The sequence below is a fragment of the Primorskyibacter sedentarius genome (genome assembly GCF_004342065.1).
In the GTDB taxonomy this organism is placed as follows: domain Bacteria; phylum Pseudomonadota; class Alphaproteobacteria; order Rhodobacterales; family Rhodobacteraceae; genus Primorskyibacter; species Primorskyibacter sedentarius.
The window spans coordinates 78,925-104,522 of sequence record NZ_SLZU01000014.1; the positions used below are offsets into that span (position 1 = coordinate 78,925).

Annotated in this window: 25 protein-coding genes and 1 pseudogene; 15 read left to right on the forward strand and 11 right to left on the reverse strand. The window is 62.3% G+C overall.

Translation table 11 applies throughout. The features are described from left to right. Window positions 1-4: 4 nt before the first annotated feature. Window positions 5-643 (forward strand): DsbA family protein, encoded by a 639-nt coding sequence (locus EDD52_RS16965; protein ID WP_132247160.1) that lies wholly within the window; start codon window positions 5-7, stop codon window positions 641-643. Continuing rightward, the gene (locus EDD52_RS16970) at window positions 640-1,764 is read left to right on the forward strand and encodes a CaiB/BaiF CoA transferase family protein (RefSeq protein ID WP_132247162.1); all 1,125 of its coding nucleotides are present in this window, start codon (window positions 640-642) and stop codon (window positions 1,762-1,764) included. Before EDD52_RS16965 ends, EDD52_RS16970 begins: the two co-directional genes overlap by 4 nt. A gap of 81 nt (window positions 1,765-1,845) precedes the next feature. Here the strand turns inward: EDD52_RS16970 and EDD52_RS16975 are convergent, their stop codons facing one another. Continuing rightward, window positions 1,846-2,505: a histidine phosphatase family protein gene (locus tag EDD52_RS16975; protein ID WP_132247164.1), complete on the reverse strand. Its 660-nt coding sequence runs from the start codon at window positions 2,503-2,505 to the stop codon at window positions 1,846-1,848. Between the two features lie 188 nt (window positions 2,506-2,693). On the opposite strand from EDD52_RS16975, the gene EDD52_RS16980 reads away from it, so the two are divergent. The 3 genes from EDD52_RS16980 (at window position 2,694) to EDD52_RS16990 (ending at window position 4,715) form a co-directional block, all read left to right on the forward strand. After that, a complete protein-coding gene (locus EDD52_RS16980; RefSeq protein WP_207906045.1) occupies window positions 2,694-3,065 on the forward strand; it encodes a GFA family protein in 372 nt (123 codons plus the stop codon). Further along, complete coding sequence (locus EDD52_RS16985) at window positions 3,062-3,961, forward strand: homocysteine S-methyltransferase family protein (RefSeq protein WP_132247168.1); 900 nt, start codon at window positions 3,062-3,064, stop codon at window positions 3,959-3,961. Before EDD52_RS16980 ends, EDD52_RS16985 begins: the two co-directional genes overlap by 4 nt. A gap of 106 nt (window positions 3,962-4,067) precedes the next feature. Next, complete coding sequence (locus EDD52_RS16990; RefSeq protein WP_132247170.1) at window positions 4,068-4,715, forward strand: RluA family pseudouridine synthase; 648 nt, start codon at window positions 4,068-4,070, stop codon at window positions 4,713-4,715. Between the two features lie 73 nt (window positions 4,716-4,788). Here the strand turns inward: EDD52_RS16990 and EDD52_RS16995 are convergent, their stop codons facing one another. Beyond that, window positions 4,789-6,237 (reverse strand): aldehyde dehydrogenase family protein, encoded by a 1,449-nt coding sequence (locus EDD52_RS16995; protein WP_132247172.1) that lies wholly within the window; start codon window positions 6,235-6,237, stop codon window positions 4,789-4,791. A 135-nt stretch (window positions 6,238-6,372) separates the two neighbouring features. Between EDD52_RS16995 and EDD52_RS17000 the strand changes: the two genes are divergently transcribed. After that, on the forward strand, window positions 6,373-7,026 hold the full coding sequence (locus EDD52_RS17000; RefSeq protein WP_132247174.1) for a peroxiredoxin: 654 nt from the start codon (window positions 6,373-6,375) through the stop codon (window positions 7,024-7,026). A 141-nt stretch (window positions 7,027-7,167) separates the two neighbouring features. Beyond that, entirely contained in the window at window positions 7,168-8,193 is a 1,026-nt protein-coding gene (locus tag EDD52_RS17005) for a succinylglutamate desuccinylase/aspartoacylase family protein (RefSeq protein WP_132247218.1), read from the forward strand. Window positions 8,194-8,485: 292 nt separating this feature from the next. Here EDD52_RS17005 and pnp read toward each other — a convergent pair whose 3' ends face one another. The 7 genes from pnp to rbfA form a co-directional block, all read right to left on the reverse strand. Next, complete coding sequence (pnp, locus tag EDD52_RS17010; protein WP_132247176.1) at window positions 8,486-10,630, reverse strand: polyribonucleotide nucleotidyltransferase; 2,145 nt, start codon at window positions 10,628-10,630, stop codon at window positions 8,486-8,488. A gap of 379 nt (window positions 10,631-11,009) precedes the next feature. Further along, window positions 11,010-11,279, reverse strand: coding sequence for a 30S ribosomal protein S15 (gene rpsO, locus EDD52_RS17015; protein WP_132247220.1), 270 nt, complete (start codon window positions 11,277-11,279; stop codon window positions 11,010-11,012). Window positions 11,280-11,452: 173 nt separating this feature from the next. Beyond that, window positions 11,453-12,460: a calcium-binding protein gene (locus EDD52_RS17020; RefSeq protein WP_132247178.1), complete on the reverse strand. Its 1,008-nt coding sequence runs from the start codon at window positions 12,458-12,460 to the stop codon at window positions 11,453-11,455. 91 nt (window positions 12,461-12,551) lie between these two features. Further along, complete coding sequence (locus EDD52_RS17025; protein WP_132247180.1) at window positions 12,552-13,052, reverse strand: DUF1643 domain-containing protein; 501 nt, start codon at window positions 13,050-13,052, stop codon at window positions 12,552-12,554. Window positions 13,053-13,054: 2 nt separating this feature from the next. Beyond that, window positions 13,055-13,960: a tRNA pseudouridine(55) synthase TruB gene (gene truB / locus EDD52_RS17030; RefSeq protein WP_132247182.1), complete on the reverse strand. Its 906-nt coding sequence runs from the start codon at window positions 13,958-13,960 to the stop codon at window positions 13,055-13,057. Between the two features lie 57 nt (window positions 13,961-14,017). Then, window positions 14,018-14,764 (reverse strand): phosphodiester glycosidase family protein, encoded by a 747-nt coding sequence (locus tag EDD52_RS17035; protein WP_132247184.1) that lies wholly within the window; start codon window positions 14,762-14,764, stop codon window positions 14,018-14,020. Further along, a complete protein-coding gene (rbfA, locus tag EDD52_RS17040) occupies window positions 14,751-15,146 on the reverse strand; it encodes a 30S ribosome-binding factor RbfA (RefSeq protein WP_132247222.1) in 396 nt (131 codons plus the stop codon). Before rbfA ends, EDD52_RS17035 begins: the two co-directional genes overlap by 14 nt. A gap of 83 nt (window positions 15,147-15,229) precedes the next feature. Here rbfA and dapB point away from each other — a divergent pair, with 83 nt between their 5' ends. Beyond that, entirely contained in the window at window positions 15,230-16,045 is an 816-nt protein-coding gene (gene dapB / locus EDD52_RS17045) for a 4-hydroxy-tetrahydrodipicolinate reductase (protein ID WP_132247186.1), read from the forward strand. A gap of 186 nt (window positions 16,046-16,231) precedes the next feature. On the opposite strand, the gene EDD52_RS17050 is transcribed toward dapB, so the two are convergent. Further along, entirely contained in the window at window positions 16,232-16,417 is a 186-nt protein-coding gene (locus tag EDD52_RS17050) for a DUF1674 domain-containing protein (protein ID WP_132247188.1), read from the reverse strand. Between the two features lie 83 nt (window positions 16,418-16,500). Here EDD52_RS17050 and EDD52_RS17055 point away from each other — a divergent pair, with 83 nt between their 5' ends. The 7 genes from EDD52_RS17055 to EDD52_RS17085 all read left to right on the forward strand — a co-directional run bounded on the left by EDD52_RS17055 (window position 16,501) and on the right by EDD52_RS17085 (window position 25,136). After that, entirely contained in the window at window positions 16,501-17,769 is a 1,269-nt protein-coding gene (locus tag EDD52_RS17055) for an RsmB/NOP family class I SAM-dependent RNA methyltransferase (protein WP_132247190.1), read from the forward strand. Between the two features lie 123 nt (window positions 17,770-17,892). Further along, window positions 17,893-19,668 (forward strand): heparinase II/III family protein, encoded by a 1,776-nt coding sequence (locus EDD52_RS17060; RefSeq protein ID WP_132247192.1) that lies wholly within the window; start codon window positions 17,893-17,895, stop codon window positions 19,666-19,668. After that, a complete protein-coding gene (gene purH, locus EDD52_RS17065; RefSeq protein ID WP_132247194.1) occupies window positions 19,665-21,266 on the forward strand; it encodes a bifunctional phosphoribosylaminoimidazolecarboxamide formyltransferase/IMP cyclohydrolase in 1,602 nt (533 codons plus the stop codon). Before EDD52_RS17060 ends, purH begins: the two co-directional genes overlap by 4 nt. A gap of 40 nt (window positions 21,267-21,306) precedes the next feature. Next, window positions 21,307-21,801, forward strand: coding sequence for a signal peptidase II (gene lspA / locus EDD52_RS17070; RefSeq protein ID WP_132247196.1), 495 nt, complete (start codon window positions 21,307-21,309; stop codon window positions 21,799-21,801). 53 nt (window positions 21,802-21,854) lie between these two features. Then, entirely contained in the window at window positions 21,855-22,379 is a 525-nt protein-coding gene (locus EDD52_RS17075; protein WP_132247198.1) for a DUF3035 domain-containing protein, read from the forward strand. A gap of 91 nt (window positions 22,380-22,470) precedes the next feature. Then, entirely contained in the window at window positions 22,471-23,826 is a 1,356-nt protein-coding gene (locus EDD52_RS17080; RefSeq protein ID WP_132247200.1) for a M16 family metallopeptidase, read from the forward strand. After that, the gene (locus EDD52_RS17085; protein WP_132247202.1) at window positions 23,823-25,136 is read left to right on the forward strand and encodes a M16 family metallopeptidase; all 1,314 of its coding nucleotides are present in this window, start codon (window positions 23,823-23,825) and stop codon (window positions 25,134-25,136) included. The genes EDD52_RS17080 and EDD52_RS17085 overlap by 4 nt, the downstream gene beginning before the upstream one ends. Window positions 25,137-25,433: 297 nt before the next feature. Here EDD52_RS17085 and EDD52_RS24050 read toward each other — a convergent pair. Continuing rightward, a pseudogene (locus EDD52_RS24050) lies at window positions 25,434-25,598 on the reverse strand (IS5/IS1182 family transposase); the annotation flags it as partial.

The following is a 25,598-nucleotide window of genomic DNA, read 5'->3' on the forward strand; positions in this document are numbered from 1 at the left end:
GCCAATGACCCGACTCTTTTCCTCTGCAGCCGCGGCGCTGCTCATCGCAACTGCCGGGATCGTCGCCGTGGCGCCAAGCAGCCTGTCGGCGCAGACCGCGGCCGAAGAAACCGCCGTTGAAATTGTCGAGATGGTGCAAGGTTCGGAAGACGCGCCGGTAACGGTGATGGAATATGCCTCCTTCACCTGCCCGCATTGTGCCAGCTTTCATGAAGGCCCGTACCAGGAGCTGAAGAAAAATTATATCGAGACCGGCAAGGTCAAGTTTGTCTTCCGCGAAGTCTATTTTGACAAATACGGCGTCTGGGCGTCGATGATCGCACGCTGTGGAGGCCCCGAGAAGTTCTTTGGCATCACCGAGCTGATGTTCAAGGGGCAGCAATCGTGGGCACGCGCCGGGAATGACGGCGCCATCGCAGGTGAATTGCGCAAGATCGGCCTGCTTGCCGGGATCGAAAATGACGCGCTGGATGCCTGCCTGAATGATGCGGACAAGCTGCGCTCGCTCGTTGCCTGGTATCAGGAAAACGCGACAGCGGATGACGTGAATTCCACCCCGACATTGTTCATCAATGGCGAGAAGCACGCCAACATGTCCTATAGCGAACTGTCGACCCTGTTGGATGAAGCCCTGGCAGAATGAGCGTTTCGGCGCCCGGCGGGCCTCTTGCAGGTCTGAAGGTCATTGAACTGGCGCGTATTCTGGCCGGCCCCTGGGCCGGTCAGGTGCTTGCCGATCTTGGCGCGGATGTCACCAAGGTCGAGGCCCGACAGGGCGACGACACCCGCGCCTGGGGGCCGCCCTTCATCGAGCGGGAGGGCGAAACCTCCGCCGCCTATTTCCATTCCTGCAATCGCGGGAAATCCTCGGTCGTGATCGACATCGCCAGCGCCGAGGGGCAGGCGCAATTGCGCGACATGGCCGCCGAGGCGGACATTCTTATCGAGAATTTCAAGGTTGGCGGGTTGGCGAAATACGGGCTGGATTATGCCAGCCTGTCGCAGGTCAATCCGGGGCTGATCTACTGCTCCATCACCGGTTTCGGACAGGACGGGCCCTATGCCCACCGTGCGGGGTATGACTATATCATCCAAGGCATGTCCGGCCTGATGTCGATCACCGGAGAGCCCGACGGCCAGCCGCAGCGCGCGGGCGTGGCGATCACCGATCTGTTCACCGGGCTTTATTCGGTCACCGGCATTCTGGCCGCGCTGCATCAGCGTGCGCAGACCGGCAGGGGGCAGCATATTGACATGGCGCTGATGGATTGCGCAGTGACGGTTACGGCGAACCAGGCCATGAACTACCTTGCGACGGGCACGCCCCCGGGGCGGACGGGCAACTACCATCCAAATCTGACGCCCTATCAGGTGTTCGACTGCGCCGATGGCCATATCATCATCGCCACGGGCAATGACGGGCAGTATCGCAGGCTTTGCGACGTGCTGGGATTGGCAGAGCTTGCCGATGACCCGGCATACCTGTCCAACGCGGACCGCATCCAAAACCGGGACGAGCTGACCCGCATTCTTGGCGACGCGACGCGGCGCTTTGAGAAGCTGGATTTGCTCGCCGCCTGCGAGGCCAAGGGCATCCCTGCCGGGCCGATCAACGATATGGCAGAGGTCATGGCCGACCCGCAGGTTCAGGCGCGCGGCATGCAGATCGCACCGGGTGGTATTCCGGGTATCCGGTCTCCGTTCCGATTCTCCGATGCGGAACTGGCTTTGGATCGCCCCTCGCCGAAACTGGGCGAAGGCTGACAGCGCGCAAGCGATCCCTTTGGTCAGCCTGTCTTCGACATTCTGGCGCCGCTCACACCAGAAATGGCCGCCGGGCAGGGTTTACAGGTGGGTCTGCGCGAATTGCCGCTCTGGCGTTTCCAGATGCGGCGTCGCGTTGAACTGCGTGAGCGCGAGCCCCGTGGCCAGCGGCTGCCAGCCGTGCAGCGAAGTGTTCTTGATCGCCAGGCACGCATGCGCGTAGGCCGCCATGTCCAGCCGCATCGTGACCCGCATCGCCATGCCGATCAGCCCGCCGGACGTCACGACAATCGCGCGCCCGTCACCTTGCGCAATCTCGTGCAGGGCTTCGCCGACGCGGTTCTCGAACCCGTCAAAGCTTTCGGGCGCGCCCTTGAGCAGCCCGTCTTTCCATGCGCCGAACAATTGCGGCAGGTGATGGATGAACCCCTCGCGATCCAGCGGGACGGGCTGGCCATGCTGTTCGGCAAAAAGCTGCGCCATGGTGAAATATTCCAGCTCGTTGAGGCGCGGGTCACGGATCGGGTCCGCCGCACTGTTCGGGGCGATACCTTCACAGGTTTCAATATGCCGTGTCAGCGTTCCGGTGTAGCAGCTCGCAAACCGGTCGCCCGCAGCGCGCAGATGTTCCCCAAGCCAGCGAGACTGCTGCCAGCCAAGCTCGCTGAGCCGGTCATAGCTGCCCTCGTCGCGGGCGGTCGTGTTGGCTTGGCCGTGCCGGATCAGGATGACATGCGACATTGGAAGGCTCCGTTGTGTTGCGAAGGTGCAATAGGCAAGCCGCACGGGAATGAAAAGGGCGGCGCCCGAAATGCGCAGATTCTGTTTGCCCCACGATGGTCATTTGGTGTTATTGCCCACACAGTTTCGCGGTGCGGCTCTTGCCCGCGCGGCGCGGAACCATCTGAAGGGCCCGGCCAGAAAGGCGTGTGATGCAAGGAAGCTGTATGTGCGGAGCCATCACCTTTGACGTGAAGGCATCCCCGACCGGCGCGTCGGTGTGCCATTGCGGGCAATGCCGCAAGATGTCGGGCTACGCCTGGTCCTCTGCCCGTGTCCCTGTGACCGCATTGGAGGTTTCCGGCCCGGTCCATTGGTTCGCGGCCAGCGCGAAGGCGCGGCGCGGAATATGCCGGGAATGCGGGTCGTTCCTTTTCTGGCACGGCACGGGCGAGGACAGCATCAGCTTCGCGCTTGGCGCCATTGACGGGCCAACGGGGATGAGGCTGGAAAAACACATCTTCACGTTCGATAAAGGCGACTATTACGACATCGCCGATGGTGTAAGGCAGGACCCATGACACACGATATCATTCTTCTGGACGGCTCGCTGGGGCAAGAACTGGTCAGACGGTCGGACATGCCCGCCACGCCGCTTTGGTCCACCTCTGTCATGGCGAAAAAGCCGCATCTTCTGCGCGAGCTGCATGACGAGTATTTCAAGGCAGGCGCCACCGTGGCGACGACCAACAGCTACCCGGTGCTGGAGGATCGGCTGCGCCCGGAAGGGCTCCACGATCAGCTGGAAGAGCTGTTGCGGCTTGCCGCGACCACGGCAGTCGAAGCGCGCGATGCGCATGGATCAGGGCGTGTCGCAGGCGGGCTTGGCCCGCTTCGCGCCTCTTACCGGCCGGACCTTTGCCCGCCCGCCGCCGAGGCCGAAAAGGCCTATCAGCCCAACATCAGCGCGCTTGCCCCGCATGTCGATCTATTCATTGCCGAGACGATGTCGTCGGTCGATCAGGCCGATGGCGCGTTGCGCGCGATTGCGCATAGTGGAAAGCCCGCCTGGGTGGCGCTGAGCGTGAAGGATGATGATGGCACGCGCCTGCGGTCCGGCGAATTGCTGGAAGAGGTAGCGCCGGTAATCACCCGGCACGCGCCTGCCGCGGTCTTGATCAATTGCACACGCCCTGAATCCGTTGCGCCCGCACTGGACATCCTGCGCGGGTTCGGGCGGCCTTTCGGCGCCTATGCCAACGGTTTCGTGCAGATCGAGGACGCTTTCCTCAAGGACCGGCCGACAGTCGATGTGCTGGAAGAGCGGGTCGATCTGACACCCGAAGCCTATGCCGAATTCGCCTTGGGGTGGGTCGATCAGGGGGCAAGCATCGTCGGCGGGTGTTGCGAGGTGGGGCCTGCGCATATCGCAGAGCTTGCACGTCGGTTGCGTGCTGCCGGGTACAAGATCGTCTAGGCCGATTTGCCACGCGCGGCACGTGCCTGCCGACGATCCGACGGCCCAAGGCCCCTGCACGCGGCAACGCTGGACGTCGTCGCGCGGGCACAGTAAGCACGCTGCCATGTCCAGCGATTACGCCCCCCCGTCCGATCCGCTCAATATCCTGCACGAAGATCACCAGATTGTCGTCGTGGACAAACCCGCCGGGTTGCTTTCCGTACCGGGCAAGGGCGAACACCTGTCTGATTGCCTGCTGACACGGCTTCAGGACGCGTTTCCGCAAACGCTGTTGGTGCACAGGCTGGATCGTGACACGTCTGGCGTGATGGTGTTCGCGCTGACACCCCATGCGCAGCGCCACCTTGGGCTGCAATTCGAGAAACGTCAGACGAAGAAGACCTATATGGCGCGCGTCGCCGGGCGGGTGGAGCCCAAGACCGGCACCATCGACCTGCCTATCGGTGTGGACTGGCCCAACCGCCCACGCCAGATGATCGACCATGAAAACGGCCGCAATGCGCTGACCGATTGGCGGGTGATGAAAGCAGGCGACACGGAGAGCCGCGTGCATCTGATGCCCAAGACCGGGCGCAGCCACCAGCTGCGGGTGCATATGCTGTCGCTTGGCCACCCTATTCTTGGCGACCCGTTATATGCCGAAGGGGCAGATGCGCAGCACCCGCGCATGATGCTGCATTCAGAAGAGCTGCGCCTGCGCCACCCCGAAGGCGGGATCGGCATGAAATTCCGCAGCCCGGCCCCGTTCTAGGCGCATTACCGGCCTTCGCAATGCCCGCCGGATGGCGACGGGGGCAGCGCCCCCGCCACTGAGTGCCAGTCGATTATTCGGCGGCGTCGGTGAACCAGCCCGAAACGGATTTGACCTCCAGGAAATCCTCGATCCCCCAGACACCGCCTTCGCGCCCGTTGCCGGATTGCTTCATGCCGCCGAAGGGCGCACCCGCCCCACGGCTTTGGCCGTTGATCTCGACCATGCCGGAGCGCAGCTGCCGCGCAACGCGATTTGCACGCGCCCCATCCTGCGTCTGGATATAGTTGGTCAGACCGTAGGGGGTGTCATTGGCCACCCGAACGGCCTCTTCCTCGGTCGCGAACTTCATGACCGACAGGACCGGCCCAAAGATCTCCTCTCGGGCGATGGTCATGTCCGGCGTCACATCGGCAAAGACCGTGGGGCGCACGAAGAAACCCCGGTTCATCCCGTCGGGGCGGCCCGGACCGCCAGCAACCAGCCGCGCGCCTTCGTCGATGCCCTTCTGGATCAGGTCCTGGATCTTGTTGAACTGAACTTCGTTCACGACCGGCCCGATATGGCGCCCCTCTTCCGAGGCTGGCCCAACCGTGACCTTTCCAGCAACTGCGGCGGCAGTTTCGACCGCGCGGTCATATGCGGAGGCTTCGACCATCATCCGGCTGGGGGCGTTACAACTTTGGCCGGTGTTGTTCATCATGTGCAGCACGCCGCGTTTTACTGCCTTCTCGTCGGCATCGGCGAAGATCAGGTTGGCACCTTTGCCGCCCAGTTCCAGATGCACACGCTTGAGCGTATCAGCAGCAGCCTTGGAGATCAGCTTGCCCGCGCGGGTCGAGCCGGTGAAGCTGACCATATCGACGTCCTCATGCGCCGAAAGCTGCGAGCCAACGCCCGCGCCATCCCCGTTCACAAGGTTGAAAACCCCCGCAGGGAATCCAGCCGCGTCGATCATCTCGGCAAACAGCAAGGCGTTGAGCGGGCTTTCCTCGGATGGTTTCAGAACCATCGTGCAACCTGCGACGGCGGCGGCGATCACCTTCAGCGTGACCTGGTTCATCGGCCAGTTCCACGGGGTAATCAGCGCGGTCACGCCAACCGGTTCATAGATAATCCGGTCATTGGGGGCGTGATCGCCCAGCATGCGAACAAAGTTGAACTCCTTCGCCGCACGGATGAAGTTCTGCATGTGCCACGACCCGGCGCCGACCTGCTGGCTGCGGGCCATGTCAATGGGCGCACCCATCTCAAGGCTCATCGCTTGCGCCATTTCCTCGGCGCGAGAGTTGTAGATGCCAAGCAGCTTCTCGACCAGCGCTATGCGTTCCGCAGGGTCGGTCGCCATCCATGCAGGAAAGGCAGCCTTTGCGGCAGAAACGGCGGCATCGGTGTCAGCCTGCCCGCCAAGGGATATCACCGCGCAGGGCTCTTCCGTGGTGGGGTCGATCACGTGATGGTCGCGGCCCTCTTTGGGGGCTACCCACTGGCCATTGATATAAAACTGACGCTTCTCGATCATTGCTTGACCTCCTGAAATTCCGCGGCACTCTGTCACTGCCGGACATAACCTTCAAGCGGCTGCTTTTAACCTGGCTGCGGATAAATATATCCTACCTTGAACGTTCCGCTTTCACACCCGCAAAGGAGTTTCCTCATGGGCTTGCGCATCAACGATACCGTTCCGAATTTCACGGCAGAAACTGATCAGGGAACGATACAGTTCCACGATTGGATCGGCGATAGCTGGGCAATTCTGTTCAGCCATCCCAAAGACTTCACGCCGGTCTGCACCACCGAATTTGGCGCGGTGGCCCAATTGGCAGATGAATGGAAGAAGCGCGGCACCAAGGTGATCGGGGTTTCCGTCGACGGGGTCGAGGAACACAAGGGCTGGAAGAAGGACATCGAGAAGGTTGCAGGCACCACTGCCGGTTTCCCTATCATCGCTGACGAAGGGCTGGCAGTTTCCAAGGCCTTCGACATGCTGCCTTCCGAGGCTTACATGCCCGACGGCCGTACGCCCAACGATAGTGCCACCGTGCGCGCAGTGTTCATCATCGGGCCGGACAAGAAGTTGAAACTGTCGATGACCTATCCGATGAACGTGGGTCGCAATTTCGCCGAGGTGCTGCGCGCGCTTGACGGGTTGCAGACCGCGGCCAAATACACGGTTGCCACGCCGGCCAACTGGAATGTGGGTGACGACGTGGTCATCCCCACGAGCTTTGACGAGGCGGCGGCGAAAGAGACCTTCGGCGAGTTCAAGACCGTGCTGCCCTACCTGCGCATGACCAAGGCACCGACCTGATCGCGCGGGTCTGAAATTAATCGGCCCGGGAGGCGCGCCAAATCGTTTCACGGGCCGATTTCTATTGTGTCTCTCCTTCCGGCTTGATCCAATCGCGAGACCTGAAAGCAAGGACGGAGACGCAGGGTGACACGGGCGAGCATGCATATCGGCGGGGTGACAATCGCGCCGGGAACACGGCGAACGGTGGACCTGCCGGTCAGCGTTCTGTCGGATCATACGCCGGTGAACATGTCTGCGCATGTCATTCATGGCCGCAAGGACGGGCCGGTGATGTTCGTCTCGGCGCTGGTTCATGGTGACGAGGTCATCGGTGCCGAGATTGTCCGCCGCCTGCTGCGTGCCGCGCCTGTGCAGCGCCTTTCCGGGACGCTGATCGCGGTGCCGATCGTCAATGCTTTCGGGTTCCTGTCGCAATCGCGCTACCTGCCGGATCGACGTGACCTCAACCGGTGCTTTCCCGGCCATTCCGAAGGCTCCCTGGCCGCACGACTTGCGCATCTTTTCTTGACAGAGGTCGTGAAGCGCTGCGATGTCGGCATTGATCTGCATTCCGCCGCGGTGGGGCGCACGAACCTGCCGCAGATCCGCCTGACGCCGGGCAATGATCGCCTGCGCGACCTTGGTGCTGCCTTTGCCGCGCCGGTCACCATGACATCGAAATTGAGGGACGGATCGCTGAGGCAGGGGGCAGAGGCGCTGGGCGTGGACGTCCTGCTCTACGAGGCCGGGGAAGGCCTGCGCTTTGACGAATACGCCGCCCGCGCGGGTCTGGCCGGGATCCTTCGGGTAATGCAGAAACTTGGCATGGTCGGTGCCAAGGGCGTTCCGCGTGCGCGGCGCGAGTCAGTATTTTGCGAGCGGTCCACATGGTCACGCGCCCCGATGGGCGGGCTGTTGCGGACGTTGAAAGCCAGCGGGGACTATGTCGAGGAGGGGGCCGTGCTCGGCCTGATTTCCGACCCGTTCGGCGAGGCCGAGACAGAGGTTGTCGCTGATGCGCCCGGTATCGTGATTGGCCGCACGAATCTGCCCGTGGTCAACGAGGGCGACGCGCTGTTCCATATCGGTCTAGTGAAGAAGGTCGCCCATGCCGAAGCCGCATCACAGGGCGTTGCCGAAGCCATGGATGACGCACCGCTGTTTGATGAGGATGAGATCATCTGAGTGGCACCCCTGCTTCATCGCTGATGGAGCAGGGGACGGCATGAGGGAGGATCATGCCCCCGGCGTGCCTACCGGGGTTATTGACGGGGCCGGAACGTGAGTGGTGGCCTCGCCGCCCTCTGCCTTTCAGCTGGGGGGAGCTGACGGGTGTTCAAACGAACCTGAGTGCTGCGATTAATATGCGGTGAATTGGTTACCAAAAGGTTACCAGAGCCGTTACCTCCGGGCGCAAACGAAAAATGCCCCGACGTCAATGTCGGGGCATTTCCAAATTCAACGGTCGTGCCGGGCGTTAGCCTTCGGCTTCTTCCGTCTTCTTCTCGGGGGCGACTTCTTCGCCGGTTTCCTGATCGACCATCTTCATCGCCAGGCGTACCTTGCCGCGATCGTCAAAGCCCAGAAGCTTGACGAACACTTCCTGACCTTCTTTCAGAACGTCGGAGGGATGGTTCAGGCGACGGTTTTCGATCTGGCTGACATGCACGAGGCCGTCGCGCTTGCCGAAGAAGTTCACGAAGGCGCCGAAATCGACGATCTTCACGACCTTGCCCTTGTAGACCTTGCCTTCTTCCGGCTCTGCCACGATCGAATGGATCATGTCATAGGCCTTCTTGATGGCGTCGCCGTTGGGCGATGCGATCTTGATGATGCCATCGTCGTTGATGTCGACCTTGGCGCCAGACACTTCGACGATCTCGCGGATCACCTTGCCGCCAGAGCCGATCACTTCCCGGATCTTGTCGGTCGGAACCTGCATCGTTTCGATGCGCGGTGCGTGGACAGAGAATTCCGCAGCACCGGTCAGGGCCTTGGACATCTCGCCAAGGATGTGCATCCGGCCTTCCTTGGCTTGCGCCAGGGCCTTTTGCATGATCTCGGGCGTGATGCCTGCAACCTTGATGTCCATCTGCAAGGAGGTGATGCCGGCTTCGGTGCCCGCAACCTTGAAGTCCATGTCGCCGAGGTGATCCTCGTCGCCAAGAATGTCGGTCAGGATTGCGTAGGAACCGTCATCTTCAAGGATCAGACCCATTGCAACGCCCGCAACCGCCGATTTCAGCGGAACGCCCGCATCCATCATCGACAGCGAGCCACCGCAAACCGACGCCATCGAGCTGGAGCCGTTGGATTCGGTGATCTCCGACACGATACGGATCGTGTAGGGGAAATCCGTTGCAGCAGGCAGAACCGCCTGAAGCGCGCGCCATGCCAGTTTACCATGACCAATCTCACGACGGCCCGGACCGGAAACGCGGCCCACTTCGCCCACCGAATAGGGGGGGAAGTTGTAATGCAGCATGAAGTTGGATTTGTATGTGCCATGCAGCGCGTCGATCATCTGTTCGTCGTCGCCGGTGCCCAGAGTGGTCACAACCAGACCCTGCGTCTCACCACGGGTGAACAGGGCAGAGCCGTGCGTCCGGGGCAGGAAGCCGGTTTCGCTGACGATGGGGCGCACAGTGTCCAGCGCACGGCCGTCGATCCGCTTGCCGGTCTTGACGACATCGCCGCGCAGAACCGATGCTTCAAGCTTCTTCAACGCAGAGCCGAGGTTCGCATCTTCCAGCTGTTCTTCGGTCAGCGCTGCCTTGATCGCCTCTTTCGCTGCGGCAACAGCGTTTGTGCGCTCTTGCTTGTCGGTGATCGCATATGCGGCGCGGATGTTATCCTCACCCGCAGCTTTCACGGCAGCGTAAAGATCGGAGTAATCCGGTGCCTGGAAATCAAACGGCTCTTTCGCGGCGTCTTCTGCCAGCGAGATGATCAGGTCGATCACCGGCTGGATCTGCTCATGCGCGAAAGTAACGGCGCCCAGCATTTCCTCTTCGGACAGCTCGTAGGCTTCCGATTCCACCATCATCACGGCGTCTTTGGTGCCTGCGACAACCAGATCGAGCCGCTGCTCGGGGTTGTTGCGCAGGTTCTGCATGTCTTCGACTTCGGGATTGAGGATATAGTCGCCATCCACATAACCCACGCGACAACCTGCGATCGGGCCCATGAAAGGCGCGCCGGAAATCGTCAGGGCAGCAGAGGCCGCGATCATTGCCACGACGTCGGGGTCGTTGACCAGATCGTGGCTGAGCACGGTGCACATCACCAGAACTTCGTGCTTGAAGCCGGGGACGAACAGCGGGCGGATCGGACGGTCGATCAGGCGCGCGGTCAGCGTTTCCTTCTCGGTCGGACGCGCCTCGCGCTTGAAGAAGCCGCCGGGCACTTTACCCGCGGCATAGTATTTTTCCTGGTAATGCACGGTCAGCGGAAAGAAATCCTGACCGGGCTTGGGCGACTTTGCAAAGGTCACGTTTGCCATGACCGAAGTTTCACCCAAGGTGGCGATGACCGAGCCATCCGCCTGGCGGGCAACCTTGCCCGTTTCCAGTGTCAGCGTTTCTTCGCCCCACTGCATCGTTTTCGTCGTAACGTTGAACATTCAGCGTATCCTATGTGGGAGCGCTCCCGGCCCTCCGGGTCTCCCGTTTTGCATGGCGGCCCCATTGCCGCCGACCCCATTATCATTACATGCGCCGGGGTCAGGGCGTCACGTCTCAGATGCGGGGGCCATACAGCAGATTGTGGCGTTTGGAAAGGGGCGGGCGCTAAGGCGCGCCGCTAGCACCCGATAGCATCCCGGTCGAAACGGAACGCATCGGGCGCGCTGCACCTCGCCAGCGGGTAGCGATATTTGCCGCTGGGCAGATCGCAGGAAGCTACAGAAGGACCGCAAAAGAAAACGCCCGCGCGGAATGGCGGGCGTTTCAGAATGATCCGATGTGTGGTCTGGCAAACTTGTCGCCGACCAGATCGGGAGCTTAGCGGCGGATGCCCAGGCGTTTGATGAGGTCCTGATACCGGCCCTCGTCCTTGCCCTTGAGGTAGTCCAGCAGCTTACGACGCTGTGCAACCATCATAAGAAGACCACGACGCGAGTGGTTGTCTTTCTTGTGGGTCTTGAAGTGCTCGGTCAGGGTGGTGATGCGCGATGTCAGAATGGCAACCTGAACTTCGGGCGAACCGGTGTCGCCTTCCTTGGTTGCGAAATCTTTCATCAGGCGTGTTTTTTCTTCAGCAGTAATCGACATCGGGGTCTCCTTTTGGGTTTGTGTGAATGGCGCGAGCCGGGATGTCGTCCAGCAAGGCCCGTGGAGAATACCCACCCACGCATGTGCCAGGGCGGATGCGGGCGTATAGGGCAGATTGGTCAGGATGGAAAGAAAAAACTCAGCCGCCGGATGCACCGGCACCATGCGCGGCTTCAACCGCCAAAGACGGGCCCGGCGGACTGTGTTGGCATCAGGACGATCTGGTCGATGGTCGGAGCGTCTTCGCTGTTGATCTGCGCCACGGCGACGCCATCAACAGTCACGTTTACCAGGTTGGCGTTGTCGGCATCCGGTTCAATCGCGATTTCCGGATCCTCTTCGCCGGTATCTTCGTCATAAAGGACGACGAGCATGTCCTCCACGGGATCGAAATCCATGATTTGAGCGGCATCCTCATCGGCTTCGATGCCGGAGAGATAGAAGCTGTCCATACCATCGCCGCCGCTTGCGATGTCGCCTTCATCCACGCGCAAGTGATCTTCGCCATCCCCGCCGTTGAGGAAGTCCCGGCTGCCATCGCGGCCATCGAGCGTGTCATCGCCCCAGCCACCGAAAAGCGTATCCTCGCCATCGCCGCCAGACAGTTGATCGTCACCGTGGCGGCCATGCAGGGCGTCGGCACCTGAACCGCCTTCGAGCGTGTCATTGCCCAGGCCACCATTCACGGAATCGTCGCCTTCGCCGCCATCCATGCGGTCGTCACCGTCATGACCATACAGGTCGTCCGACCCGGTGCCACCGTATAGCAGATCGTCGCCTTCGCCGCCGTGCAGCGTGTCGTCGCCCTCGCCGCCATCAAGGGTGTCTTCGCCGAGTTCACCGTGAAGATCATCTTCGCCCCCCTCGCCATAGAGGAGGTCATCGTCGTCAAAGCCGTTCATCATCTCGTCGGTGTCATCGCCCCAGAGCGTGTCAGAGGAGTCCGTCCCTTCGCTGACATAGGAAGGCGTTTCGACGCGGGTAAACTGGTCAAGGATGGACGGCGCTTCCGGCGCGTCTTCACCGTCTTCGGAGGCAAAATCGAACGACGCAGCCTTTGCAGCGTCGATCTCCAGATCTTCGCTGTCGTCTTCGAGCGCCTCCTCGGCCTCCTCGTCGGTCGATACGACCATCACGGAGCCGAGCATCATCAGACCCATCAAACTCGTCAACATCAACATGTTGAACCCCACAATTACCCAGCCCAATACTTCACCAAACGTGCTCAAAATGCGAGCTTTTTTGTCCCGAATAGTTAATCACCCGTCGCGGTCAGGCGGTCCAGCGAAGCGGCTCCACCGCGTAGGGGACGTAAAGCGGGTGCCTCGGGTGGCCCTGCTTCGTAAGCCCCAGATGGTGCAGCGGGGTCGATAAATTGCTCAGGACTTCGGCAGCGCGGCCATTGAGGGCGCCATGTACGCCCCAGGCCGCGATGACCATGCGCGCGGCGGCGCAGCGGGCTGCAAGAACGGTGTCGTTGTCCGGACCAACCGGATCATCTGCGCGGCGCAGGTCAGCCGGGAGGGTGGCGCGGAACGCAAACAGGTTGACGATCTCGATACCGCCGAACCCCAGCGCCCGCGCGCGCCTTTCGCACCGTTCGATGGTAGGATCGTTGCGAAGCTCCGTCGCGGTGGACGGGTTCAGCATCACATAGGCCAATTGCCCTGCTGCCGGATCCCAGACGCGTGAAAGCGCGTAGCGGTAGGTCTCGCAATCCGAATAGAGCGCTTCGGAAAGGCAGCCCGGGGCCTCATGCGCGCGCCGCAACATGGTTAGCGGACGAAAACGCGGCTTGGGTGCAGCTCGCCGGACTTGTAGCGCCCCACGGCGACAGCCTCGCCATTCATGGCCGCCCAGCACTCTTCGCCATATTCGACCCCGTTGGCCAGTACCATGGCGGGATTGCCATTGCGCAACCGCACCGCGGATTCGGGCGGGCAGGTGACACAAGGCAAGTCGACCAGTCCTTCCTCAAGCGGGCGCAGATAGGCATCGAGCGCGGGGTCCTGCGCCAGTCTTTCGACCTCTTTCATCGTCAGCGAACCGTCCAGATCGAACGGGCCGGACCATAGCCGCCGCAGGTTAAGAACATGGGCGTGGCAGCCCAGAGCCTCGCCAAGATCACGGGCGATGGAGCGGACATACCCGCCCTTGCCACAGGTCATTTCCAGAACGGCGGTGTCGGCATCGGGACGGTCCGTCAGCACCAGTTCCTCGACCCAGAGCGGGCGCGCGGCCAGTTCCATCTCTTCACCGTCGCGGGCGCGTTTATAGGCGCGTTCCCCATCGATCTTTACGGCGGAAAATTGCGGTGGCACCTGCATGATGTCGCCGATAAAGGCGTTGAGCGCATCCTTGATGGCATCATCGCCGGGACGCAGATCGCTGGACGCGATCACCTCGCCCTCGGCATCGTCGGTATTGGTCGCCTGACCCAGCCGGATGGTGAATTCATAGGCCTTGAGCGCATCGGTGATGAAAGGGACCGTCTTGGTCGCCTCGCCAAGCGCCACGGCCAACAGCCCGGTGGCCTCGGGGTCCAGCGTACCGGCATGCCCGGCCTTCTTGGCCTGCATTGCCCAGCGAACCTTGTTGACAACTGCGGTTGATGTCAGGCCCGCCGGTTTGTCGATCACCAGCCAGCCGGAAATATCGCGTCCCTTGCGTTTGCGTGCCATCAGATCCTCAAGGTGTGTGAACAGAAAGCGCGGGCCTAGCGGATGCCCGCTGCCGCGTCAATTCCGTTCCACGATGCCGATGATCGGGCCAAGCCGCCAGCCGAAGTCACTGCGGTCAAGCTGCGGAGCATACAGGCGAGAGATGTTGCCGTCGAGGAACAGCGCGTTGGCCACGTCCAGTTCTTCGCGGAACAGCCGCCCGAATTCGTGAAAGGTGACCGCGTCATTCGAGATCGCAAAGACCACGCGGCGGCCATCAGGATCGGTCCCCACGCCGTTGCGGATGTATCGCGACGTACTGTCTGGCAGGAAGCGGGGGTGCAGCTCGCCGTCGATCACCAGCATCGGGCCGGATTGCGTGGCATGCAGGCAGTCCGGGGCGGTGTCGACATAGTCCAGCGTCTCGATCACATCGGCGCGGTCTTCGCGGATGCAGAATATCCCGTTGGGCAAAAGACCGAAATTGCCGGGGCCCGCATTGGGGATGACCCGCATCTGTTCCTGCCGGTCCTCGACATAGTGGCCGACCGGGGAGCGGTCGTCGTGATACATCCCGCCATTCATCGCAAAGCTCAACCTGGCGTCCTGCGTTGCGAGCTGTGCCGCGATGGCGGAGAAATGGCCATAAAGCGCGCCTTCCGGGCCGTTCAGGAACAGACGGATTTCCTCGGTTTGGGCGTCGGCCTCGCAGATGGTGAAGTCATTGCCTTCGAAAGAAATATCGCGGCACTCCACCGCCAGCGCCGGGCTGCTGACCAGCAAGCCCAACAGCCACGCCGCGACGCCTGACTTAATCCTCGACATCTCGACGCACGTCATCCTGCGCGAAAAGCCGACGGGTTTCATCCATGCGGTCGAAGGTTTCGTCCAGCCGAAAGCGCAGCTCTGGCGCGTATTTCAGTGTCAGCTTCTTCGACACGGCACGGCGAAGTTCGCCCTGGTTGCGCTTCAACAGCTCGACCACCTCTTCCTGCCCCTTGCCGCCAAGCGGCAAGACATAGGCAGTGGCGACCTTCAGGTCCGGTGAGGTGCGTACTTCGCCGACCGTGATCGACAGGCGGTTCAGGTCGGGATCGTGGATATCGCCGCGATTGAGCACATCCGACAGGGTGCGCCGAATCAACTCGCCCACGCGAAGCTGTCTTTGAGACGGGCCGGAGCCCTCGGAGAAACGGTTCTTTGCCATAGGGGTGGACATATGCGTTCCGCAGGGCTTTGCCAAGCTGTCGCCGCTTCGCTATTGAGGCGCAAAGCGAAGGAGTGCTGAAGATGACCGACCTGCCGGGGATTGTTGTGACCGGGGCCTCGGGCCGCATGGGGCAGATGCTGATCCGGATGATCGCCGAAAGCGGTACCGCCCGGCTGGTGGGCGCGCTGGAGCGTCCCGGCCATGATTGGGTGGGCCGGGATATCGGCGCAGCCATGGGAGGCGCGCCTCTGGGCGTCACGGTCGAGGATGATCCGTTGGAAGCCTTCGCCCGGGCACAGGCCGTGGTGGATTTCACCTCTCCGTCGGCGACCGTGGAATTTGCAGGTCTCGCCGCGCAGGCCCGCGCCGTTCACGTGATCGGCACGACCGGGCTGGCGAAGGAAGACCTCGACGCGATCAAGCTTGCGGCGCATCACGCGGTGATCGTACGGGCAGGCAATATGAGCCTGGGTGTCAACCTGCTGGTGCAGTTGACCAAGCGGGTTGCCGCGGCCCTTGACGAAGATTTCGATATCGAAGTGGTCGAAGCGCACCACAACCGCAAGGTCGACGCTCCCTCGGGGACGGCCCTGATGCTGGGCGAGGCTGCGGCCGAAGGGCGGGGTGTGTCGCTTGACGACGTGTCCGACCGTGGCCGCGATGGGATCACCGGCGCGCGCAAGCCCGGCGATATCGGCTTTTCCGCCATTCGCGGCGGCGACATTGTGGGCGAACATGACGTGATCTTTGCCGGGCAGGGCGAGCGCTTGATCCTGCGCCATGTCGCTTCGGACCGGTCCTTGTTTGCACGCGGTGCGCTGCGGGCGGCGCTTTGGGGGCAGGACAAGACGCCCGGCGAATATGACATGCTCGACGTTCTTGGTTTGAAAGACTGACGGTGGGGGCCTCGTCCTTCCCCGTGCATCTTCGCGATCAGATTTTATCGCGAAGATGCTGCAGGTGGCGCCTTATGGCTCACCCGTGCGCCTTCGGTTGGGGATGAAACGCCCCGGCCGATAGTGCAAAACCGTCAAGTGCAGGCAGGCCGACTTGCGGCGCATCAACCTGCTTTTGCGCGTCGGTCAGAAATCGATCGCGAGGCCCTTGTTTTCCCAGTCGCCGTAGCGCACGGGTTCCGGGCCGTCGCGTCCGCCAAGCTCCTTGGGCAGGGATTTCCCCTCGGCAGCGGCTTTCTTGCGGCGCTCTTCGGCTTCGGCAAGTGCGCGCTGCGCGGCAGGCGGTAGATCCGGGTTGGACGACTGGTTCATCGGACATGTTCCCTTGTGGTTTGCCTCCTGATATACGCCCGCATCACCGGGGAGCAAGCCCGGCCCCACCCCGGAGAGCTGTCATGACCAAGCCCCAAAAGCCTATGAGCGCGCGCCGCATGGCCCTGCGCCTGCTTGACCAGGTGCTCGAAAAGCGCTGCCTGCTGTCCGAAGTGACCCAGGGCCCCGCATGGGACGCGATGGCCCCGCAGGACCGCGCCGCGGCGCAGCGCCTGACGCTGGATGTGCTGCGCGGGCTGGAACGCGCTGACCGGCTGCTCAAGCCGCATCTGCGCAAGGCGCCGCCGGTTTCCGTGCAGAACGTGCTGCGGCTCGCGGTGGTCGAGCTGTGCATGGGTGGTGCTGCGCATGGCGTGGTCAACGAGGCGGTCACCCTTGTTGGAAGCGATCAGAAGACGCGGCACCTGAAGGGGCTTGTGAACGCTGTCCTGCGCAAGCTGGTGGATGCCGCGCCTGCAGAATGGGCCATTTTGCGTGTGCCGCGCCTGCCGAAATGGCTGCGCGGCCCGTTGGTTGCGGCATGGGGCGGCGAAGCTGTGCTTGCCATGGAGGCGGCGCATTTTGCGGGCGCACCGCTGGATCTGACGGCAAAGGGCGATCCGCAGGCGCTGGCTGAGGCGACCGGCGGCACGCTGCTGCCGACCGGGTCGGTGCGCCTGTCTGCCGGGGGGCAGGTTTCGGCGCTGCCCGGCTATGACGAGGGCACGTTCTGGGTTCAGGACGCCGCCGCCGCCTTGCCCGCGCGCCTGCTGAATGCGCAACCGGGCGAAACCGTGCTGGACATGTGCGCGGCCCCGGGTGGCAAGACGATGCAACTGGCGGCCGCGGGCGCCTCTGTCACGGCGCTCGACATTTCGGAACAGCGTATGGCGCGCGTGCGCCAGAACCTGTCGCGCACCGGGTTGAAGGCAGAGATTGTCACCGAGGACGGGCTGGAGCACCAAGGCAGCTATGACGCGATCCTGCTGGATGCGCCCTGTTCGGCCACCGGCACGATCCGGCGCCATCCGGACCTTCCCCATGCGCGCGAAGGCGATGAGATTGGCGGGCTTATCGCCTTGCAGGCGGCTATGCTGGATCATGCCGTTCAATTGCTGAAACCGGGCGGCCGAATGGTCTTTTGCACCTGTTCGCTGATTCCCGACGAGGGCGAGTGCCAGGTCGAAGAGGCGCTGGCGCGCCACCCGGAGCTGAAGGTCGTCGCCCCGAACCTGCCGGGGGTAGAACCGGACTGGATCACGCCAGAGGGCGGGGTGCGGCTGCGCCCTGACTATTGGTCCGACACGGGCGGTATGGACGGGTTTTACATGGCGCTGCTGACCAAGGCTTGATCGCCTCAGGTTCTGACCCCGCCACAGATCGCTTTCGAAGGTGACTTGGCGACAATCACAGGGTAAGCTTTTGCCAGAATGCGGCACGTAGAGGCCGCCTGAGGGCTGAGCGCAGGGCAACGAATGGCCGACTCCCAAAGCTGGTCAGCGCGGCGAATGCGCTGGATGAATCGTCTGCATGCGCGTCTGTGCACGCGGGCAGCAACCGCAACCGCATTCAAACTCCAGCCGGAACCACGCACCGTCGGCAGCTATGCCAGAGGGCGCCAGCTGGTCGCCGGGAACCTGCAATTCGCAGGTCATCTTCTGGAAGCCCGGGGCGCGATGCTGTGGGATCTCGACCCGCCCGATGCGGCGTTCGAGGAGGAAATCCACGGCTTTGCATGGCTCGACGATCTGGCCGCAGTCGGCGATCCCGCAGCAAGGGAGGTGGCGCAGCGTTGGCTTTGGGGCTGGATCACCCGCTATGGCAAGGGGCAGGGGCCAGGCTGGGTGCCGGAACTGACCGGGCGTCGCCTGATACGCTGGATCCATCACGCGATCTTTCTGTTGCGCGGGATCGAACGGCCCCAATCGCAGGCCTTCTTTCGCATTCTGGCGCAGCAGACAGAGTTCGTTGGTCGGCGCTGGCAGGCAACGCCACCGGGCGTGGCACGGTTCGAGGCGCTTACAGGTCTGCTTTATGCAGGGTTGTCGCTGGACGGGATGGAGCGGCACGTCCTTCCCGCGCGGCGCGCACTGAGCGAGGAATGTCGCATTCAGGTCGACGATCAGGGCGGAATTCCCACCCGCAACCCCGAAGAACTTCTGGAGGTTTTCACCTTGCTGACTTGGGCCTGTTCGTCCCTCGACGAGGCGGGCAAACTGCCGGAAGAGCCGCATATGGCCGCGATCGACCGAATCGCGCCGACATTGCGCACGCTGCGCCATTCCGACGGCGGGCTGGCGCGGTTCCACGGTGGCGGGCGCGGGCTTGACGGGCGGCTGGATCAGGCGCTGGCGATGTCAGGTGCCAAGAACCGCCATGCCGACGGGCTGGCGATGGGCTATGCCCGGCTTTCGGCGGGCCGCACGAGCGTGGTCATTGATGCGGCAGCTCCGCCTTCGGGGGCGGCGTCGCTCAAGGCACATGCCTCGACGCTGGCATTCGAGCTGACCTCCGGCCGCCGCCCTCTCATCGTCAATTGCGGCTCTGGCGCTGTTTTCGGTGAGGATTGGCGCAGGGCCGGCCGGGCGACACCGTCGCATTCCACGCTGACGCTTGACGGCTATTCCAGTGCGCGGCTTGGCAAACCCGGCATGATCGGGGCCACGCGGCATGAGGCACTGGAGGATACGCCGCGCGAAGTGCCGATCCAGATCACCCATGCGCCGGACGGCATCCGCTTTGAGGGCGGCCATGACGGGTATCGCAAGACCCACGGGCTGACCCATGTCCGCACGCTTGAGATGACATTCGATGGCAGGGCGATCGTCGGTGAGGATCTGCTGATGTCGCTGGACGATCCCGACCAACGGCTTTTTGACCGGCGCCTTGATGCATCCGGGCTCGAAGGGGTACCGTTCAGCATCCGTTTTCACCTGCATCCGGAAATTGACAGCACGCTGGATATGGGCGGAACCGCCGTGTCCATGGCGCTGCGGTCGGGGGAAATCTGGATTTTCCGACACGAAGGAAGCGCAGAAATGACGCTCGAACCCTCGGTTTATCTGGAAAAAGGGCGTTTGAGGCCCCGCGCGACGAAACAGGTCGTTTTATCTGGCCGCGCCATGGAGTATGCGACGCGCATCCGATGGTCGCTGGCCAAGCCGCAGGACACCGCAGTTGCGATCCGCGATCTTGCCCGCGATGACATCGAGCTACCGACCTTAAGCAGACCTGGGACAGCCGACACATGACAGAAAACACAGCCAACCTCGCCCCCGTGCAACGCGTATTGATTTCCGTATCCGACAAGACCGGCCTTGTGGATCTGGCCCGCGCCCTGGCCGAACGCGGCGTCGAACTTCTGTCCACCGGTGGCAGCGCCAAGGCGATCCGCGATGCCGGGATTGCCGTTCGGGACGTGGCCGATGTGACAGGCTTTCCCGAGATGATGGATGGGCGCGTGAAGACCTTGCATCCGATGGTGCATGGTGGCCTGCTGGCGCTGCGTGACAACGCGGATCACGTAGCGGCGATGGACGAACACGGCATTGGCGCGATCGACCTGCTGGTGGTGAACCTGTACCCGTTCGAGGAAACCGTCGCCAAGGGTGCCGATTACGACACCTGCATCGAGAATATCGATATCGGCGGTCCTGCGATGATCCGCGCGGCAGCCAAGAACCACGGCTTCGTCACCACCATTGTGGATGTCGAGGATTACGACGCGCTCTTGGCCGAACTGGATGCCAATGAAGGTCAGACGAGCTATGCCTTCCGTCAGAAAATGGCGCAGATCGCCTATGCGCGGACCGGTGCCTATGACGCGGCTGTGTCCACCTGGATGGCGGATGCGCTGGGCGAGGCGACCCCGCGTCGCCGCGTGGTTGCCGGAACGCTGGCACAGTCGCTGCGGTATGGCGAGAACCCGCACCAGTCGGCGGCCTTTTATACCGATGGATCGGCCCGCCCCGGCGTATCGACCGCGATGCAGCATCAGGGCAAAGAGCTGTCCTACAACAACATCAATGACACGGATGCGGCGTTCGAGCTGGTGTCCGAATTCCTGCCGGAAAATGGCCCGGCCTGCGCGATCATCAAACACGCCAATCCTTGCGGCGTGGCACGTGGCGAGACGCTGAAGCAAGCCTATCAGCGCGCCTTCGATTGCGACCGGACCTCTGCCTTTGGTGGCATCATCGCGCTAAACGGCACGCTGGATGGCGACACCGCCGAATCGATCTCCGAGATATTCACCGAAGTGGTTATCGCCCCCGATGCCGATCAGGCGGCGCGCGACATCTTTGCCAAGAAGAAGAACCTGCGCCTGCTGACCACCAACGGTCTGTCCAACCCGGCACTTGCCGGCCTGACCTATCGGCAGGTTTCTGGCGGCATGCTGGTGCAGGACCGCGATAACGGCGCCATCACGCTGGACGATCTGAAAGTCGTGACCAAAAAGGCGCCAGACGACGCACAACTGGCTGATCTGCTCTTTGCCTGGAAAGTCGCCAAACACGTCAAGTCCAACGCCATTGTCTATGTCAAGGATGGCGCCACCGTGGGCGTTGGCGCTGGCCAGATGAGCCGCGTTGACAGCACGCGCATTGCCGCGCGCAAATCGCAGGACATGGCAGAGGTTCTGGGCCTGTCCGCGCCCTTGACGCAAGGGTCTGTTGTGGCGTCCGACGCGTTCTTCCCCTTCCCCGACGGGCTGCTGACAGCGGCAGAGGCCGGGGCCGTCGCGGTGATCCAGCCCGGCGGTTCCATGCGCGATGACGAGGTGATCAAAGCCGCCGATGAGGCCGGGCTTGCGATGGTCTTTACCGGCATGCGGCATTTCCGTCATTGATGGGGCGACACACATATCGCGCGAAAGGGATGGGGCAGCGATGAAACTGGTGTTCCTGTCCGCTTTCTGGACCTTCATGCTCGACCAGGCAACAAAATGGCTGGTCGTGCATTTCCTGGATCTGCGGTTCCGCGGCGAGATCGACGTCCTGCCGCCCCTGCTCAATTTCCGCATGGCGTGGAACAGGGGTGTGAATTTCGGCCTGTTTCAGGGTGACAGCGACATGGGGCGCTGGATCCTGATCAGCATCGCATTGGCGATCGTGGTTTTCGTTGTGATCTGGATCTGGCGCGATCCGCCGCGCAAATGGGGCCTGATCTCTGCGGGTCTTCTGATCGGTGGCGCGCTGGGGAATGTCATCGACAGGCTGCTTTACGGCGCGGTGGCCGATTTCCTGAACATGAGCTGCTGCGGGATCGAGAACCCGTTTGCCTTCAATGTCGCAGATGTGGCCATCTTCGTGGGTGCTGTGGGACTGGTGCTGTTCCCGGCGCCGCAGAAACCCGGCGGCAAGGCCGGAAAAAAGGCCCCGTGACCTTGGGCGATCAATCGGATATGGCTGACATGATGACGATCAGGAGGGTGGCGATGACTGGGCCGCACATTTGGGTGATGCTGGGAACGATGATGGCGCTGACCGCCTGCGGCGGGTACGAGCGTGACATCACCCTCCATGATCTGCGCAACAACCGGGGCACGCCTGAGGAATTCGCGATCGAGCCGAAGAAACCCCTGCTTGAACCGGCGAATTTCGCAGAACTGCCCGCACCCACGCCGGGCGGGGCCAACCGCACCGATCAGACGCCCAAACAGGACGCGGTCGCAGCACTGGGCGGCGATCCTTCGCGCCTGACACCGACAGATTCCGTGCCTGCGGGCGACGGTGCGCTGATCAATCATGCCAGCCGGCTGGGCCGTGACGGCAATGTGCGTCAGGATCTGGCTGCCGAGGATCTGGAATTCCGCAAGCGGAAGTCGCTCTTCACGTGGAAACTCTTCAAGGAAGACGAGTATAACCGCGCCTATCGCGCCCAGACGCTTGACCCTTACGGCACGGTAAATGCGGCCCGTCAGGCGGGCGCGCGCACACCGACCTCCCCGCCGGGCAACTAAAACGTCGCCCGGCCTGTCACAAAGACGTGGTCGGGCTTGAAACCCCGCAGTTTGAGCGTAGCTTTGCCCTCACACCGTTTGGAGGATCTGCATGCGCAATGCCGTCAAGGGGGCCGTCCTGGCCTTGATCGTGGCCACGGGGCTGGCCCATGCCGAAGAGGCTCCGGTACCACAGGATGACGTCACGACGTTCACGCTGGACAACGGCATGGAGGTGGTGGTGATCGAAGATCACCGTGCGCCGGTCGTCGTCAATATGGTGTGGTACAGGGCCGGATCAGCAGATGAACCCGCCGGTGCCTCTGGTGTCGCACACTTTCTGGAACACCTGCTGTTCAAGGGCACCGACACGCTTGAACCCGGCGAATTTTCCCGGACCGTGGCGCGCAACGGTGGGTCGGACAACGCCTTTACCAGCTACGATTACACCGCGTATTTCCAGCGCGTGGCCGCTGACCGGCTGGAATTGATGATGCGGATGGAGGCGGACCGGATGGTCAACCTCAACCTCGACGAAGAAGACATCCTGACAGAGCGCGAAGTCATCATCGAAGAGCGCAACCAGCGGACCGAAAACGACCCCGGCGCCCTGTTCGGAGAACAGCGCAACGCGGCGCTTTACATGAACCACCGTTACGGCATCCCCATCATCGGCTGGCGGCACGAGATGGTGACGTTGGATCTGCAGGACGCGCTTGATTATTACGAAACATACTACGCCCCCAACAACGCGATCCTCGTGGTCGCGGGCGATGTCGAACCCGAAGAGGTGCGCGCGCTGGCGACCGAGCAATTCGGCCCGCTGCCCCCGAACCCCGAGCTTTCGCCCCGCGCCCGGCCTGACGAGCCACCGCAACTGGCCGAACGGCGGCTGACCTTCCGCGACGCGCGTGTGGCCCAACCCTATGTCAGCCGCGTCTACCTTGCACCCTCGCGCAATGCGGGCGATCAGCGCGATGCCGCGGCGCTGACCCTGCTGGCAGAGGTTCTGGGCGGTGGGCAAACCTCGAAACTCGTGCGGGCACTGACCTTCGACAGCCAGACCGCCGTCTGGGCCGGGGCCTTTTACGACGATACCCGGCTGGATGAGAGCAGTTTCGGGGTTGCAGTTGTTCCGAGTGACGGCGTTTCCCTGCAAGAGGCCGAGGACGCGATGGACCGCGTGATCGCCGAATTTCTCGCTGAAGGTGTCGACGAAGCGCAGCTTGACCGGATCAAGATGCAGCTGCGCGCCCAGACCATCTATGCGCGTGACAATGTCGAACGGCTCGCAAATCGCTACGGGCAGGCGCTTGCCATCGGTCTGACGGTCGAGGATGTGCAGGATTGGCCAAACATCCTGCAATCCATCACCGGCGAAGAGATCATCGCGGCCGCCCGCAAGGTGTTTGACCGCAACCAATCGGTGACCGGATGGCTGACCACCCCCGAGGAGGTAACGCAATGAGATTTCTGGCAAGCTTGCTGACATCGCTTCTGCTGGCCTTCCCGGCCTGGGCAGAGATCGACATTCAGGAAATCACGACACCCGGTGGGTTCGACGCGTGGCTGGTCGAGGAACAAGGCATCCCCTTCGTGGCGCTGGAACTGCGTTTCAAGGGGGGTGCCTCGCTTGACCGCGAAGGCAAGCGCGGCGCGACGAACCTGATGATGGCGCTGCTGGAGGAAGGTGCAGGCGACATGGACGCGCGCAGTTTCACCGAACGGACAGAAGAGCTTGCCGCGCGGTTCAGCTATGACGCCTATGATGACGCGGTGTCCGTCTCTGCCAAGTTCCTGACCGAAAATCGGGACGAGGCCGTGGCGCTGCTGCGCGAGACCCTGGTCAATCCGCGCTTTGACGAAGACGCGATCGAGCGTGTTCGCGCCCAGGTGGAATCCGGCATCCGCTCTGACCTCAAAGACCCCAACAGCATTGTCGGGCAGGCATTCGACGCGGCGGCCTTTGGCGACCATCCCTACGGGTCTTCCGCCGACGGTACGCTGGAAAGCGTGGCGGCACTGACGCGGGATGATCTGGTGGCAGCGCACAAGGGCACGATGCGGCGCGACAATGTCTATATCGGGGCGGCCGGTGATATCTCGGCGCAAGAGCTTTCGGCGCTGATTGATGACCTGCTGGGGGATCTGCCCGAAAGCGGCTGGGAGCAACCCGGACCGGCGGGCTTTGCGCTGGAAGGTGGGATAGACATCGTGCCGTTCGAGACCCCGCAATCGGTTGCGCTTTTCGGGCATGAGGGCATTGAGCGCGACGATCCGGATTTCTTCCCCGCCTATGTCATGAATGTTGTGCTGGGCGGGGGCGGCTTTGAAAGCCGTCTCATGCAGGAAGTCCGCGAGAAGCGTGGCCTGACTTATGGTGTCTATTCCTACCTCGTGCCCAAGGACCACGCGGCGCTCTATCTCGGTCGCGTCGCCAGCGCCAATGACCGCATCGCCGAAGCGATCCAAGTGATCCGCGACGAATGGGCGAAGCTGGCGGAAAACGGCGTGACTCAGGACGAGCTGGAGGAAGCCAAGACCTACCTGACCGGCGCCTACCCGCTGCGGTTTGACGGAAACGGCCCGATTGCGGATATCCTCGTCGGGATGCAGATGGACGGGCTGCCTACCGAATATGTCGTCGACCGGAATGCAAAGGTGGAGGCGGTCACGCTGGACGATGTAAAGCGCGTCGCCAAACGCCTTCTGCGCCCCGAGGACCTGCATTTCACTGTCGTAGGTCAACCCGAAGGGCTGGACGTGCCGGGGCAGTAAAGCCCTGCTTCGGCTGCAATGCAGCCGTTCAGCCAGACGTAAACCTATGGCGTGGACTGCCCTGAAAACGCTTATCTACTATAGGATGTGTTTTGTATATGGAATTCAACCAAGGCCAGAACAACCTGCGGGGAGTGGACGTCATTAACCTTAATTTGCTATAATTTCAAGGCGGTTTAGGTTCGGGGATCACTGAATTGCATTTAGGTTCAAGTTGTTGAATATGATTCGTTCCCCGTGGGGAGTTTAATTAATGACTAATATAATACACGCAGTAGTCGGCTTTGAACAACGCCTTCAGACCGCCTGAGCGACAGGAATTCGCGTTGTCGGCGACTTCAGGTGGGCCGCAAGCCAGCAGATGACCGCAGCCCAAATGGCCCGGAGGTGGGCGAGTATCTTGCGGATGTTGTGACCGCAGCCACAGAGGACCGCGAAGATCGCATCGCCGGTGGTGCCCTT